Raw genomic sequence first — 13,517 nt, 5'->3', positions numbered from 1 at the left:
GTCGCGTTTGCGGGTGGCTCGGTCCGATGGTTCCTTAGCCGAAATGCCGCGTGTAGGACAGGCTGGCGTTTAGCGAGGCTCGCGCCACATCGTCCAGAAGGTCAGCGTATTGCCGATCGGGAAGCTGTCGGTGATGACGAAGCCGAGCGACCGGTAGAGGCCCAAGTTCGACTCGGTCGCGGTTTCGAGTGCTGCAGGCAGCCCTTCGGCATCGCACTGCGCCAGCCGATCGCGAATCGCGGCGCCGCCGTAACCCTTGCCCTGCTGGGCGGGAACGCAGCCGGCATATTGGAGATACCAGTGCGGCGCGGTCGGATGATGCGTTTCGAGGACCGATTGCAGCGTCAACGCGCGCGGTAGCGCCGTGCCGAACACGCTGACCAACCGGGGCAGGAAGCGCAGCATCGCCGATGCCGGCGTCGCCCACGATCCCGGCGCCCGCCATGTCGCCGCCGCGACCGGGACGCCGTCCTCGAGCGCCAGCGACCAGTTCGAAGCCTCGGCATCGACGTCACTCATCAGGGCGAAGAATCTGGCGAGGCGGTTGTCGCGCCCGGCCGCGCTGCGAAACAGATACGCCATCGCCGGATCGTCGATGAACGCCTGTGCCAGCACGCTCGCGGTCGCGGCGCGATCGGTATCGGTGGCGGCGCGCACGATGATCGGCGGCCGCTCCATCATCTCGCCCGGATATGAAAACGGCCCGGGATTACCGGGCCGTTATCAAATCGGGTGAGCCGGAAGCTCAGGCAGTCGCCTCGGCGACAGCTTCGGGCGCTGTCAGGGCCAGTGCGGCCTGCTTCTTGACAATTTCACGCTTGAGCTTGAGAGCGCGGTCGCTGAGCTTGACCGCCTTGGTCTTCACGAGCCAATTGTCGAGCCCGCCGACATGTTCGACCGAACGCAGGCCGTTCATCGAGACGCGCAGCTTGACCGAACGCCCGAGGGTGTCCGAAATCAGCGTGACGTTCTGCAGGTTGGGCAGGAAAACGCGCTTGGTCTTGTTGTTGGCGTGGGAGACGTTGTTCCCGACCTGGCGACCCTTGGCGGTCAATTCGCAAACGCGCGACATGGTTGAAGTCCTTGGATATATCTGGCGGCTGATCTGAACCGGCGATCCAACGGACCAACGGCAAGCGCGGGCCATTACCCCGTCATGCGCCGCGGGTCAACCATCTAGCGGCCCCCATGAGCTACGCTCACCACATGCGATCAGCCAACCGAGCCCCATATAAGCGGCACCACCAGCGCCGCCAGCAGGCCGGTCAGCACGAACGCCAGCGCCGCCAGCCCGCCGGCGCGCGGGTTGCGCCGGGTCAGCCACTCGGTGCCGACGATGTGCGACGACACCCCCAGCCCCAGCGCCCGCGCGCTCTCGTCGCCGATGCGCAGCCGATCGAACAGCCACGGCACCAGCAGCGCGCCGATGACGCCGGTCAGCACCGACAGCGCCGCCGCCAGCCCGATCGGCCCGCCGGTCGCCGTCATGATCGCCACGACAAACGGCGCCGTCACCGTCTTTGTCGACAGTGCCTGGGCCAGCACCGAATCGAGCCCAAGCAATCTGGCCATGCCGACGGCGCTGCCAAACCCCACCGCCGCACCCCCTGTTACCGCCAACAGGATCGCCGCACCGCGCCGGCGCAGCAATTGCCGGTTGCCCTCGATGACCAGCGCCAGCGCCACCACCGCCGGCCCGAGCAGCCAGCGCAACGGGCGCGTCGCCGCATCGAACTGCACGAGCGGCACGTTCGCCGCCGCCAGCACTGCCGCCGCCGCCAGCGCCGTCATCAGCACCGGGCTCGCCCAAGGCGGATGCCCGAGCCGCCCCGACAGCCAGCGCGCGCCAGCGAACCCGAGCAGCACCGCTGCACACACGCCCGCGGAAACGATCATCGCCCACCGCCGACAAATCGATAGATCAGCGCCGTCGCCAGCGCCGTCACCAGCGTTGTCGTGACCAGGACGGCCACTACCGCCGGCACCGCCCCGCCGAGCACGCCGGCAAACGCCTGCAGCCCGACCAGCGCCGGCACGATCAGCGCGCCGATCCAGCGCAGCAACAGCGCCGCACCGCGCCGGCTCCAGCCGATGCCGCGCCCCGACAGCAGCCAGCCCAGATAGGCAAGCAGGCCCAATGCCGCCCCCGGCACCGGCAGACCGGCCCATGCGGCCACCGCGTCACCCGCCACCGCGAGACAGCAGCACAACAGCACGCCCGGCGCGATTTCGATCAATGCGCGCATGTCCTCTTTCCCCCGCCGTCCCGGCAAGCTAGACCTTGTGACCCATTGGACAGGTTCGCGATGCCCTATTTCGCTATCCACTGCATCGACAAGCCCGATTCGTCGGCCCTGCGCGCCGAAACACGCCCGGCACATCTCGCCCATATCCATACGCTGGGCGATGCAGTCCTGGTGGCGGGGCCGCTGCTGCGGCCGGACGGGCGTGCGATGGGGAGCCTGATGATCATCGATTTCGACGATCGTGATGCGGCGATCGCATTTTCGAGCCAGGATCCTTATCACCTCGCCGGGCTGTTCGAGAGCCGGTCGGTGACGAACTGGCACAAGGTTTTACCGGCATAAAAAAGGGTTCGTCATGCTGAATTTGTTTCAGCATCCATTGTTCGACCAAGGGAAATTTCGCGTGTGGCGCGATGGATGCTGAAACAAGTTCAGCATGACGAAGTACTTTTTCCTCAGAGCTCGACGCCCTGCGCCAGCGCCATCGCCAGCAGCTCCGTCCGCACGTTCACCCCGGGCGAATCGAGCCATTGCGCCATCGCCGCCTGCAATGGGGCCAGTTCCGCCGATCGCACCATCGCCTTGATCGGGCCGACGCCTGTTGGCGTAATCGACAGCGTCTCGACTCCAAGCGCCAGTAGCGCCAGCGCCTCCAATGGCCGCCCGCCCATCTCGCCGCAGATCGTCGCCGGCACGCCCGCCGCCTTCGATTCGCGGACGATCCGCCGCAACACCCGCAAGATCGCCGGCGACAACCAGTCATAGCGATCGGCAAGCCGCGGGTTGGCGCGGTCGGCGGCGAACAGGAACTGCGTCAAATCATTGGTTCCGACGGAGACGAAATCGGTCATCGGCAACAGCACGTCGAGCGCCTCGATCAGTGCCGGCACCTCGATCATCGCACCATAGCGAACCGCAACCGGCAGCTTGTGCCCCTGCCGCCCAAGCAGCAACCGCTGCGATTCGACCAGCGCCTTCGCCTCGGCAAACTCCCATGGCTCGCTGACCATCGGGAACATCACCGACAGCGTGCGGCCGGCGCTCGCCTCGAGCAGCGCGCGCGCCTGGACCTTCATCAATCCCGCCCGGCCCAATGCCAGCCGCAGCGCCCGCCAGCCCATCGCCGGGTTTTCTTCGTCATCGCCGCCCGACAGATACGGCACCGCCTTGTCGCCGCCGATATCGACAGTGCGGAACACCACCGGCCGGTCGCCCGCCGTATCGAGCACCGTCCGGTACAATGCCTGCTGCCGTTCGCGCCGAGGCAAGGTCGTCGAAACGAGGAACTGGAACTCGGTGCGGAACAGCCCGATGCCGTCGGCGCCGGTCAGGTCGAGCGCCTGCGCGTCGTCGGCCAGCCCGGCATTCATCATGATCGCAACGCGCTTGCCGTCCTTGCTGACCGCGGGCAAGTCCTTCACCGCCGCAAATTTCTGCGCCTGCCTGGCCTTGAGCGCGCTCATCGCCTTGTAGGACGCGATCATCGCCGCTTGTGGCCGTACCAGCAGCGCGCCATTGGCCGCGTCGACGATCAGCTCGTCGCCTTCCGAGACATCGGCGAACAGTCCGCGCACCCGCCCCAGCACCGGCACGCCCATCGCCCGCGCCACGATGATGACGTGCGCCGTCAGGCTGCCTTCCTCGAGCACGACGCCCTTCAGAAACCGCCGGTCGTATTCGAGAAGTTCCGCCGGCCCCAGATTGCGCGCGATCAGGATGGTGTTGCCGCGCAGGCCCACCGCGGCCGCGGTGCCCAACTGCCCGGAAACGATGCGCAGCAGCCGGTTCGACAGATCGTCGAGGTCGGTCAGCCGCTCGCGCAGATAGGGGTCATCGATCGACCGCATACGGGCGCGGGTGCGGGCCTGAACGCGCTCGATGGCGGCCTCGGCGGTCAGCCCGGTCTCGATCGCCTCGTTGATGCGCCGGGCCCAGCCCTCGTCATAGGCGAACATCTTGTAGGTATCGAGGACGTCGTGATGGTCGCCGCCGCCGGCGAATTCGGCCTGGCCCATCATCGTGTCGATCTGCTCGCGCATCCGGCCAAAGGCGCCATAGACCCGCGCGCGCTCGGCATCGACGTCGTCGGCGACGGTATGCTCGACGATGACGCGCGGCTGGTGGAAGACCGCAGCGCCGCGGCCGAGCCCGTCGACAAGTTTCAGCCCGGTCAGCCGCAGCGGCCCCGAGCTTGCGGCCCGCGCCTGTGCGGCCTGCGCATCGTCGACCAGCCCGGCGCCGTGGATCAGCTCCGACAGCACCATGGCGACGGTCTGCAGCGCCTCGATCTCGACTTCGTCGTAATCGCGTGGCTCGCGGTGCTGGACCCCGAGCACGCCAATCGCCGATTCGCGCCGCACGATCGGGACGCCGGCAAAACTGTGATAATCATCCTCGCCGGTTTCGGGACGATAGGCGAAATCGGGGTGTTCCTTGGCTTCGGCGAGATTGAGCGGCTCACGCGTCGCGGCGATGACGCCGACCAGCCCCTGCCCCATGCTCAGCCGGGTGACGTGGACTGCTTCCTGCGCCAGGCCTTGCGTGGCGTACAGCTCGAGCATGCCGTCGCGGAGCAGGTAAATCGAGGCGACCTCGCTCGACAGCGCGTCGGCGACGATGCGCACGACCTGGTTCAGCTTGGCCTCAGCGCCGGTCTTGGCCGCCATCACCTCGTGAAGGCGGCGCAAGATCTCACGGGCGGCGCTGACTGCGGCCATCAGGCAGCCGTTACCAGCCGGACGGGGCCGGCTACACGCGTATCGAGCGCGGCCTCGGCCTCGGCGACGAGTTCGTCGATGATTTCGGCGACGCCCTGTTCCTTCGTCACCATGCCGACCGACTGCCCAGCCATGACGCTGCCGTTCTCGATGTCGCCATCGACCACGGCGCGGCGGAGGGCGCCGGCCCAGTAATGTTCGATGGCCAGCTGGCCGGCGGCGAGATCGAGGTCGCCGCGGTCGACCTGTTCGGCGATCTCGCGCTGCTTGGCGGTGAAGGCCTCGGTGCCGGCGTTTTTCAGTGCGCGCACGGGGATGACCGGCAGGCGCGCGTCGAGCTGGACGCTGGCGACGGCGTCGCGGGCCGAGGCGCGGAAGAAGGCCTTTTTGAAATTGGCATGGGCGACGCTTTCGGACGAGGCGGCGAAGCGCGTGCCGAGCTGGACGCCGGACGCGCCCATCTCGAGCCAGGCGGCGATCGCCGCGCCGCGGCCGATGCCGCCGGCAACGAAGACCGGCACGTCGCGGATGACGGGCAGGATTTCCTGCGCAAGGACGCCGAGCGAGACCGGGCCGATGTGGCCGCCGGCCTCGGAACCCTCGATGACGATGGCGTCGACGCCCGAACGGACGAGCTTCTTGGCCAACGCCGCGGTCGGCGCAAAACACATCAGCTTGGCGCCAGCCGCCTTGATCGCCTCGATCGCCGCACCCGAAGGTAGCCCGCCGGCGAGCACGATATGGCTGACCCGGTGGCGCGCACAGACGGCGATCAGCTCCATCATCTGCGGATGCAGCGTGATCAGATTGACCCCGAACGGCTTGTCCGTCAGCGCTTTCGTCGCTGCAATCTCGCCATCGAGCAGTGCCGGGGTCATCGACCCGCAGGCAATCACCCCGAACCCGCCGGCATTCGAGATCGCGCTGACGAGGTTGCGTTCCGAAACCCAGGTCATCGCGCCGGCCATGATGGCGTGGCGCGAACCAAGGAATTCCCGCCCGCGTGCCGAAAGATCGTCGAGACGTGTCACGCGGCAACCTCCGAATCGAGGCCGTATGCCGTGTGCAGCACCCGCACCGCCAATTCGACATATTCCTCGGCGATCAGCACGCTGACCTTGATCTCCGACGTGGTGATCGCCTGGATGTTGATCCCTCGATCGGCCAGCGCGCGGAACATGGTCGCTGCGACGCCGGCGTGGCTGCGCATACCGACGCCGACCACCGAAATCTTCGCCACATTGGCATCCGACAGCACCTGGGCATGGCCGATATCGCCGTGCGCCTTGCCCAGTACATCGAGCGACAGCGGCAATTGCGTCCGCGGCACGGTGAACGTCACGTCGGTCGTCCCCTCGCCCTTGGCGATGTTCTGCACGATCATGTCGACGTTGACGTTGGCGTCGGCCAGCGGCCCGAAAATCGCCGCCACGACGCCGGGACGATCGGGCACGCCGACAAGCGTCACCTTGGCCTCGTTCTTGTCATAAGCGACGCCGGCGATCAGTTCGCGTTCCATTTCTTCATCCTCATCGACAACCAGCGTGCCCGGAGCGTCGCTGAAACTCGACAGCACCTGGACCCGCACTTTTTCCTTCATCGCCAGCTCGACCGAGCGGGTTTGCAGCACCTTGGCCCCCACCGACGCCAATTCGAGCATCTCCTCGTAAGTAATGCGATCGAGTTTCCTCGCCCGCGGCACGATCCTCGGGTCTGTCGTATAGACGCCATCGACATCGGTATAGATGTCGCAGCGATCCGCCTTCAATGCCGCCGCCAGCGCCACTGCGCTCGTGTCCGATCCGCCGCGCCCCAATGTCGTGATGCGGTTCTCCGCCGACAGTCCCTGGAAGCCCGGCACGACCGCGACCTCGCCGCGCGCCATCGCCGCCAGCACGCCATCGGTTTCGATGCCCTCGATGCGCGCGACGCTGTGCGCGCTCGAGGAATGCACCGGCAATTGCCAGCCGAGCCACGACCGCGCCGGTACGCCCGCCGCCTGCAGCGCGATCGCCAGCAACCCCGATGTCACCTGCTCGCCGGCCGCCACGACGACGTCATATTCGCGCGGATCGGCGAGCGGCGACGCCTCGCGGCAGAAGCCGACAAGCCGGTCGGTCTCGCCGGCCATCGCCGACACCACGACGGCGACCTCGTTGCCTGCGTCGATTTCGCGCTTCACCCGCGCCGCGACGCCGCGAATACGCTCTGAGCCGGCCATCGAGGTCCCGCCGAATTTCATCACGATGCGGGCCATGGTCTGCGGCTATCCTTGCGGGCGTATTTGTAACAAGCTGCCGGTCTGATAGAAATGCACGTGCCCGATGGCAAGCAAGCCAGCCTATCGGGCCCAAGAGGATCTCAATGACCAGTGCGCTGACATCTGTCGATGCCCCTGGCGGCGCGCCCAGCGTCTCCCCCGCCGAAGCCGCGTTTTTCGGGAATCTTGCGGCCGACTGGTGGAATCCGCGCGGCTCGTCGGCGATGCTCCACAAGATCACGCCGGTCCGCAGCGCGCTGATCCGCGACGCCGCCGTCGTGCGTTTTGGTGCCAACCCCCGCAGCCGCCACCCGCTCGAAGGCCGCACCGCGCTCGATATCGGCTGCGGCGCCGGGCTGATGACCGAGCCCCTGGCGCGCATGGGGGCCGTCACGACAGGCATCGATGCGGCGCCCGAAAACATCGCCGCGGCACAGGCCCACGCCGCCGTGTCCGGTCTCGCCATCGATTATCGCGCCGTCCCTGCGGAGGCGCTCGCTGCGACGGGCGCCCGCTACGACATCGTCACCTGCCTCGAAGTCGTCGAGCATGTCGCCGACCGCGCCAGCTTCTTCGCGGCGCTGGCGTCTCTCGTCTCCCCCGGCGGCATCGCCATATTGTCGACGCCGAACCGTACCGCCGCATCCTGGGCGGTGCTCATCGGCGGGGCGGAGATCGTCACCCGCAGCATCCCGCGCGGCGCGCATGACTGGCAGCGTTTCATGACGCCGCCTGAGCTGTCGGAATCACTCGTCGCTGCCGGGCTGCGCGTCACCGCCACCACCGGGCTGACCTGGCGTCCGGGCAAGGGGTTCAGCCTCGGCCCGGACACCTCGATCAACTATTTCCTGACCGCCGAGCCTTACCAGTAAAGCCCGCGCACCGCCTGCAGGACCTGGCCGTTGATCCGGCTAATCAAGAGCGCATCGGGCCCGACCCGAACCCAGCGCGTGCCGCGATAGGCCGGCGGCAGGCGATACTGGCCCGGATTACCGATCCAGTAGCGATCGCCGTAATAGGCCTGCGGCACACGGTAGCCGACGCCCCAGCTCCGATAGCCATAGCCGCGCGGATGCATGTAGGCCGGGCCGCGATAGCGATTGCCGCTCCAGCGGTAGTCGCGCCGGTAGTCGTTGCGATAATCGCGTCGGTCGTCGCGCCGGTCGTCCCGGGCGTCACGCCAGTAATCGCGCCGATCATCGCGCACGTCACGCCGATAATCGCTGCGATCGTCGCGTCGTTCGTCGCGCCACTCGTCGCGCCGATCATCGCGCCACTCGCGCCGGTCATCGCGCCGGTCGTCGCCGCGACCATCCCTGTCGTCCGCCAGCACCGGCCCGGCCATCATCAGGGCCGTTATCCCGGCCAGCAAAAGCTTGCGCATTCCACTCTCCCTCAACACCCATCTGCGGGCATGAGCAAAGTGCCGCGACGCCCCTGAACAATTTCTGAAATACCTGTTAGGCTAGCGTTCAACCGCGGGGGGCGGGTTGAGACCCCCACACACAGTTAGTCATGCTGAACTTGTTTCAGCATCCATCGCGCCGCAAAGGTTAGCCTGGCCCGGTCGCACGATGGATGCTGAAACAAGTTCAGCATGACGAAACCACATTGGGTCTCAAAGGAACCGCGCCACGACCTCGCGATAGCTCCGGCTGACCTTGACCTGCGTATTCGACCCCAGCACCAAAAAGCATTCGCCATTGGTATGCGGCTTGACGCTCTTGATATTGTCGAGGTTGACGATCGTCGACCGGTGGATGCGCTGGAACTTGCGCGGGTCGAGCCGCTTCTCCAGGTCCTTCATCGTCTCGCGCAGGATCAGCGTCTGCTCGGCAGTATAGATGCACATATAGTCACCGGCCGCGTCGATCCGCTCGATATCCCCGACGTCGATGCGGAAAATCTGGCCGCGATCCTTGATGTTGAGCACCCGTTCGTACCGGCTCGCCGACGGTGCATCGCCCTCGGCCGCCAGATCGTCGGGAATCGCATCGGGCGCCACTTCGGTCAGGATGCCTTTCAGCCGCTCGCTGTCCTCATGACCGCGCTTCTCGGCCAGCCGCTGGCGTACCCGCTCGATCGTCGCCGCCAACCGGTCCTCCTCGACCGGCTTCATCAAATAATCGACCGCCTGCGCCTCGAACGCCTTCAACGCATGCTGGCCGAACGCCGTCACGAACACGAACAGCGGCGGCTCGATATCGGCCAATCCGGCGACGACCGAAAACCCGTCGAACCCCGGCATCTGGATATCGAGAAACACCAAGTCGGGCTTCAAGGTCTTGATCGCGCGAATCGCTTCGCGGCCATTGGCGCAGCGATCGATGATCTCGACGTCGTCGAAGGCCTGCAGGCGTAGTTCGAGTCCCTGGATGGCAAGCGGCTCGTCATCGACGACAATGGTGCGGATGGGCATGTTTTCTGGCGCTTTTCTATTGGTCCGCGAAGCTCTGCGGTCCTGACACGGACGGTACTGGTGGCGCCCCCAGTTTCGGTTCAGTCTTCAGTTCGGCACGACCATCGCCCCCGACGGTCGCTCCGACATTCTGCGTCTGATATGGAATGTCGATCAGGACGATCAAGCCCTTGGGGGCGTTTTCGGCCAGCTCGAAACGGTGGTTCTCCCCATAAGCCTGTGCCAATCGGTCGCGAATATTGGCAAGCCCGATCTGCGTGCCGCCGGCGTCATGGCTCGTCGTCGGCGCTGCCAGCGTCGCCGCCAACCCCGGCCCGGTATCGGCGATGGTGATCACCAGCCGGTCGCCCATCCGCCGCGCATCGACGAGGATGTCGGCGCCGTCCTCACTCGGCGTCACGGCGTATTTGATCGCGTTTTCGACAATCGGCTGCAACAGCAACGACGGCAACCGCGCCTCCATCACGTCCGGCGCGATATCGAACCGGGTCCGCAGCCGGCTCTCGAACCGCGTCCGCTCGATGTCGAGGTAAAGCTTCAACGCCTCGGCCTCCTGCGCGATCGTCGCCAGCCCCTCGCGCTCGCCGACAAGGCTGTAGCGCAGGAACGACGCCAGCCGCGACAACATGGCATTGGCGCGGTCGGTCTGTTTCAACAGCACCAAAGTCGAGATCGAATTCAACGTGTTGAACAGGAAATGCGGGTTGAGCTGGTAGCGCAGCATCTCGAGCTGCGCCGAATTCGCCTGCCGCGCGACATTGGCCATCCGCTCCGACTGTTCGGCGAGAAGCAAATAATAATTGATCCCGTAATACAGCCCGGTCCACGCCCCCAGCACCGAGAAATCGAGCAGGATGGCGCCGAGGAACTCGATGCCCTGCGGCTTCCACCCTGGCTGGTAGAACGTCGCGTGCGCCCACACCTCGAGCACCGAGAAGATCGCCGACGCCGCCAGCAGGATGATCGGGTTGAGCGTCCAGACATGAATCGGCTTCATCGCGATGATCCGGCGATAGGCGGCGGCCATCAGCAGCGTCAGCGAGAACCCCGTCGCGGTCACGATGATCGCCGGCAGGATGAAGCTGACGCCCATCGAATTGGCCAGCCCCGACAGCGCGCGCAGCAGCAGATATGCTCCCCAGCCGCCGCCCTGGAGGATCCAGAAGGCACGATTCTTGTCGGCAAAAAAGCGTTGGCTGCGCAGGTCTTCGAACATGGTCGGCGGGGTTGTAGCCGATTCCGGCCCCGGCTTCATACCCCGTACCGTCGAAGGTGCGTTGCGGCACCGCCGCGGGGGGGGTGTCGAACCGCTGCGCCCGCCGCTACAAGCGCGCCCATGTCGCTCACCGCCCAGCAACTTCGCGTCTCTCTCGATCACATCGCCGCCATCGACCCGGCGCTGGCGATCGGCCTGGCGGCTTCCGGCTATCCCGAGCCGCGCGGGCGCCCGCGCGGCTCCGCCACCATGATGCGCGCCATCGTCGGCCAGCAGGTCAGCGTCAAGGCCGCCTCCAGCATCTGGGACAGGCTCGAGATCGCCTGCGGCGGCGACATGGACGATCACGCCCGCGTCACCGCCACCCCTAACGAAGCGCTCCGCGCCGCCGGCCTGTCGGGACAAAAGGCGGTCTATGTCCACGCCCTCGCCGAGGCCGTCGCCAGCGGCCAGCTCGATTTCGCCAGCCTGCCGGCCGACGACGACGAGGCCATCGCCGCACTGACCGCGATCAAGGGCATCGGCCGCTGGAGCGCCGAAATCTATCTGCTGTTCGCCGAAGGCCGCCCCGATGTCTTCCCCGCCGGCGACCTCGCCGTCCAGATCGAGCTGGGCAGGATTCTCGGGCTGAAATCCCGACCGACCGAGAAACTGACCCGCGAACTCGCCGAGCCCTGGCGCCCCCACCGCGGCGCCCTCGCGGTTTTCCTCTGGCACAGCTACAGCGCAGCTGCGATGCTGTAGCTGTGCCCCATGCCGCAACGCGGTGAGGATCTGGTTTGCGGATTGCGATTGTCGATGAAAGCGCTGCCCGTGCAGCGGTGATCGAGGAAGGCCTGCGCGATGCCGGCCTGAGCGACGTCACGATCTTTGTCGATCGCCACGGCATCGCCGCCCGTCTGGAGGAGATGTCGCCCGACGTCGTGCTGATAAACCTCGCCAATCCGCACCGAGACGAACTCGAGGAGCTGTTCGCCTTGTCGCGCGCCATGGCACGGCCGGTGGCGATGTTCGTCGACCAGAGCGATGTGGCCGGCATCGAGGCGGCCATCGATGCCGGTGTTTCCGCCTATGTCGTCGATGGCCTGAAAAAGGAGCGCATCCGCCCGGTAGTCGAACTCGCGATCCGGCGGTTTCGCGCCTATTCGCGGTTGCGCACCGAATTGGCCGAGGCGCGATCGGCGCTGGCCGAGCGCAACACGCTGGACGCCGCCAAGCTGCTGCTGATGAAACGGCGCGGCATCGACGAACCGGCGGCTTATGCGGCGCTGCGCAAGGCCGCGATGGACAGTGGCCGGCGCATCGTCGACGTCGCCGATGCAATCGTCACCGCCGACCGCCTGATGGGGGATTTGTGACCATGGTGCCGCTGCGCATCGGATTTATGCCGCTGGTCGATGCCGCCCTGCCGATCCTGGCGCGCGAACTCGGTTTCGGCGAGGACGAGGGGCTCGACCTGACGCTGGTTCGCGACCTCAGCTGGGCGACCGTCAACGACCGCTTGCTTTACGGCCACAGCGATGCCGCGCACATGCTGGCGCCGCTGGCGATCGCGACGACGCTCGGCCTGGGCCGCCCCGCCACGAGCATTTCGGTGCCGTTCGTGCTCGGGCTGAACGGCAACGCCATCACCATGCGCCCCGGTGTCGCCGAACGGGTGACGACGGCCGGCCGGCCGGGCGATGTCGCCGCGATCGGTGCGGCGCTGCGAACCGTCGCTGCCGAGGCGCGCGCGGACGGCAAGCCACTCAGGTTCGGCGTCGTCCACCGCTTTTCGAGCCACAACTACATGCTGCGCTATTGGCTGTCGGGCTGCGGCATCGATCCCGATGCGGACGTCGAGATCGTCACGGTGGCGCCGCCCTTCGCCGCCGATGCGCTGGCGGAGGGCGAGGTCGACGGCATCTGCGTCGGCGAGCCCTGGAACAGCGTCGCCGTCGATCGCGGCGTCGGTGTCATCGTCGCGGTGACGTCGCAGATCTGGCTGCGCGGCGTCGAAAAGGTGCTCGCGATGCGCACGTCGCGGATGGAGGACCGCGCGCCGACCGAAAAACTGCTGCGGGCCTTGTACCGCGCCGGCCTTGCCTTCGTCGATCCGGAGCGGCTCGACACCATTGCCGCAATCCTGTCGCGAGCCGAGTATCTCGACGGTCCGGCGCGCCTCATTCGCGGCGCCATTTCCGACCAGATCATTTTCGCCAAGGGACACGGCGCCGTCCACGTCCCCGATTTCATGTTCCAGCACCGCGAGGCGGCGAATTTCCCCTGGACCAGCCAGGCGGCCTGGCTCTACGCGCAGATGGCGCGGGCCGGGCATGTGACCGCCAACGCGGCGGATTACCAGGTCGCGCAGGGGGTGTTCCGGCCCGATGTCTATCGCGCGGCGCTGCGGCCGCTCGGGGTGCCGTTGCCCGGTGCCAGTTCGAAACTTGAGGGCGGGATCGCCGATCCGCTTGCTGTCGGCACGACGCAGGGCCGGCTGATCCTCGGGGGAGACCGCTTTTTCGATGCGCGCAGTTTCGATCCCGATCAGCTCGACCGCTACCTGTCGATCGGTGCCGGCAAATAGTTTGCTGCACTGCAAAATAATCGTTGCGTCCCTAGAGAATCGCGCACACCTTGGCAGTCGATCGGCGAGCGCTGCAATGACGTAGCGAAC

15 protein-coding genes are annotated in these 13,517 nt (G+C 66.6%); 5 read left to right on the top strand and 10 right to left on the bottom strand.

The annotated features are described in order from the left end of the window. Positions 1-69: 69 nt before the first annotated feature. The 4 genes from IEW98_RS13440 to IEW98_RS13425 all read right to left on the bottom strand — a co-directional run bounded on the left by IEW98_RS13440 (position 70) and on the right by IEW98_RS13425 (position 2,246). Positions 70-681, bottom strand: a complete 612-nt coding sequence (locus IEW98_RS13440) for a GNAT family N-acetyltransferase (protein WP_188763578.1) — start codon at positions 679-681, stop codon at positions 70-72. A 64-nt stretch (positions 682-745) separates the two neighbouring features. Next, on the bottom strand, positions 746-1,072 hold the full coding sequence (gene rpmB / locus IEW98_RS13435; RefSeq protein ID WP_188763575.1) for a 50S ribosomal protein L28: 327 nt from the start codon (positions 1,070-1,072) through the stop codon (positions 746-748). A gap of 140 nt (positions 1,073-1,212) precedes the next feature. Then, positions 1,213-1,896, bottom strand: coding sequence for an LrgB family protein (locus IEW98_RS13430; RefSeq protein ID WP_188763573.1), 684 nt, complete (start codon positions 1,894-1,896; stop codon positions 1,213-1,215). Next, on the bottom strand, positions 1,893-2,246 hold the full coding sequence (locus tag IEW98_RS13425; protein ID WP_188763571.1) for a CidA/LrgA family protein: 354 nt from the start codon (positions 2,244-2,246) through the stop codon (positions 1,893-1,895). The genes IEW98_RS13430 and IEW98_RS13425 overlap by 4 nt, the downstream gene beginning before the upstream one ends. A gap of 45 nt (positions 2,247-2,291) precedes the next feature. Between IEW98_RS13425 and IEW98_RS13420 the strand changes: the two genes are divergently transcribed. Beyond that, positions 2,292-2,588 carry a YciI family protein gene (locus IEW98_RS13420; RefSeq protein WP_243450766.1) on the top strand — a complete coding sequence of 99 codons (297 nt, stop codon included), beginning with the start codon at positions 2,292-2,294 and terminating at the stop codon, positions 2,586-2,588. Positions 2,589-2,701: 113 nt separating this feature from the next. On the opposite strand, the gene ptsP is transcribed toward IEW98_RS13420, so the two are convergent. From ptsP to IEW98_RS13405, 3 genes are read right to left on the bottom strand one after another with little or no spacing between them, the layout of a single operon-like run. Then, a complete protein-coding gene (ptsP, locus tag IEW98_RS13415; RefSeq protein ID WP_188763569.1) occupies positions 2,702-4,963 on the bottom strand; it encodes a phosphoenolpyruvate--protein phosphotransferase in 2,262 nt (753 codons plus the stop codon). Continuing rightward, entirely contained in the window at positions 4,963-5,994 is a 1,032-nt protein-coding gene (locus tag IEW98_RS13410) for an NAD(P)H-dependent flavin oxidoreductase (protein WP_188763567.1), read from the bottom strand. The genes ptsP and IEW98_RS13410 overlap by 1 nt, the downstream gene beginning before the upstream one ends. Further along, entirely contained in the window at positions 5,991-7,220 is a 1,230-nt protein-coding gene (locus IEW98_RS13405) for an aspartate kinase (RefSeq protein ID WP_188763565.1), read from the bottom strand. The genes IEW98_RS13410 and IEW98_RS13405 overlap by 4 nt, the downstream gene beginning before the upstream one ends. A gap of 107 nt (positions 7,221-7,327) precedes the next feature. Here IEW98_RS13405 and ubiG point away from each other — a divergent pair, with 107 nt between their 5' ends. Next, entirely contained in the window at positions 7,328-8,095 is a 768-nt protein-coding gene (ubiG, locus tag IEW98_RS13400; protein ID WP_188763563.1) for a bifunctional 2-polyprenyl-6-hydroxyphenol methylase/3-demethylubiquinol 3-O-methyltransferase UbiG, read from the top strand. On the opposite strand, the gene IEW98_RS13395 is transcribed toward ubiG, so the two are convergent. The 3 genes from IEW98_RS13395 to IEW98_RS13385 all read right to left on the bottom strand — a co-directional run bounded on the left by IEW98_RS13395 (position 8,086) and on the right by IEW98_RS13385 (position 10,858). Then, positions 8,086-8,607: an RcnB family protein gene (locus IEW98_RS13395; RefSeq protein ID WP_188763561.1), complete on the bottom strand. Its 522-nt coding sequence runs from the start codon at positions 8,605-8,607 to the stop codon at positions 8,086-8,088. The genes ubiG and IEW98_RS13395 overlap by 10 nt on opposite strands. A gap of 234 nt (positions 8,608-8,841) precedes the next feature. Next, the gene (locus IEW98_RS13390) at positions 8,842-9,642 is read right to left on the bottom strand and encodes a LytR/AlgR family response regulator transcription factor (RefSeq protein WP_188763559.1); all 801 of its coding nucleotides are present in this window, start codon (positions 9,640-9,642) and stop codon (positions 8,842-8,844) included. 16 nt (positions 9,643-9,658) lie between these two features. Beyond that, on the bottom strand, positions 9,659-10,858 hold the full coding sequence (locus IEW98_RS13385) for a sensor histidine kinase (RefSeq protein ID WP_188763557.1): 1,200 nt from the start codon (positions 10,856-10,858) through the stop codon (positions 9,659-9,661). A 120-nt stretch (positions 10,859-10,978) separates the two neighbouring features. Here IEW98_RS13385 and IEW98_RS13380 point away from each other — a divergent pair, with 120 nt between their 5' ends. The 3 genes from IEW98_RS13380 to IEW98_RS13370 are packed head-to-tail and all read left to right on the top strand — an operon-like array spanning position 10,979 to position 13,427. Continuing rightward, positions 10,979-11,602: a DNA-3-methyladenine glycosylase family protein gene (locus IEW98_RS13380; protein ID WP_188763555.1), complete on the top strand. Its 624-nt coding sequence runs from the start codon at positions 10,979-10,981 to the stop codon at positions 11,600-11,602. 35 nt (positions 11,603-11,637) lie between these two features. Beyond that, positions 11,638-12,216: an ANTAR domain-containing response regulator gene (locus tag IEW98_RS13375; RefSeq protein ID WP_188763553.1), complete on the top strand. Its 579-nt coding sequence runs from the start codon at positions 11,638-11,640 to the stop codon at positions 12,214-12,216. A gap of 2 nt (positions 12,217-12,218) precedes the next feature. Continuing rightward, positions 12,219-13,427: an ABC transporter substrate-binding protein gene (locus IEW98_RS13370; protein ID WP_188763551.1), complete on the top strand. Its 1,209-nt coding sequence runs from the start codon at positions 12,219-12,221 to the stop codon at positions 13,425-13,427. Positions 13,428-13,517: the final 90 nt, after the last annotated feature.

It is taken from the genome of Sandarakinorhabdus glacialis (assembly GCF_014643455.1).
Lineage (GTDB): Bacteria > Pseudomonadota > Alphaproteobacteria > Sphingomonadales > Sphingomonadaceae > Sandarakinorhabdus > Sandarakinorhabdus glacialis.
The sequence above is the reverse complement of the archived record's forward strand: the minus strand, read 5'-3'. Positions and strand labels throughout refer to the sequence as shown.

What these genes read in the sequence shown, in the direction of transcription:
- IEW98_RS13440 (WP_188763578.1), bottom strand. Translation starts at nt 681, where the DNA reads ATGATGGAGCGGCCGCCGATCATCGTGCGCGCCGCCACCGATACCGAT.
- IEW98_RS13390 (WP_188763559.1), bottom strand. Translation starts at nt 9,642, where the DNA reads ATGCCCATCCGCACCATTGTCGTCGATGACGAGCCGCTTGCCATCCAG.
- IEW98_RS13395 (WP_188763561.1), bottom strand. Translation starts at nt 8,607, where the DNA reads ATGCGCAAGCTTTTGCTGGCCGGGATAACGGCCCTGATGATGGCCGGG.
- IEW98_RS13430 (WP_188763573.1), bottom strand. Translation starts at nt 1,896, where the DNA reads ATGATCGTTTCCGCGGGCGTGTGTGCAGCGGTGCTGCTCGGGTTCGCT.
- IEW98_RS13385 (WP_188763557.1), bottom strand. Translation starts at nt 10,858, where the DNA reads ATGTTCGAAGACCTGCGCAGCCAACGCTTTTTTGCCGACAAGAATCGT.
- IEW98_RS13380 (WP_188763555.1), top strand. Translation starts at nt 10,979, where the DNA reads ATGTCGCTCACCGCCCAGCAACTTCGCGTCTCTCTCGATCACATCGCC.
- rpmB (WP_188763575.1), bottom strand. Translation starts at nt 1,072, where the DNA reads ATGTCGCGCGTTTGCGAATTGACCGCCAAGGGTCGCCAGGTCGGGAAC.
- IEW98_RS13370 (WP_188763551.1), top strand. Translation starts at nt 12,219, where the DNA reads ATGGTGCCGCTGCGCATCGGATTTATGCCGCTGGTCGATGCCGCCCTG.
- ubiG (WP_188763563.1), top strand. Translation starts at nt 7,328, where the DNA reads ATGACCAGTGCGCTGACATCTGTCGATGCCCCTGGCGGCGCGCCCAGC.
- IEW98_RS13405 (WP_188763565.1), bottom strand. Translation starts at nt 7,220, where the DNA reads ATGGCCCGCATCGTGATGAAATTCGGCGGGACCTCGATGGCCGGCTCA.
- ptsP (WP_188763569.1), bottom strand. Translation starts at nt 4,963, where the DNA reads ATGGCCGCAGTCAGCGCCGCCCGTGAGATCTTGCGCCGCCTTCACGAG.
- IEW98_RS13425 (WP_188763571.1), bottom strand. Translation starts at nt 2,246, where the DNA reads ATGCGCGCATTGATCGAAATCGCGCCGGGCGTGCTGTTGTGCTGCTGT.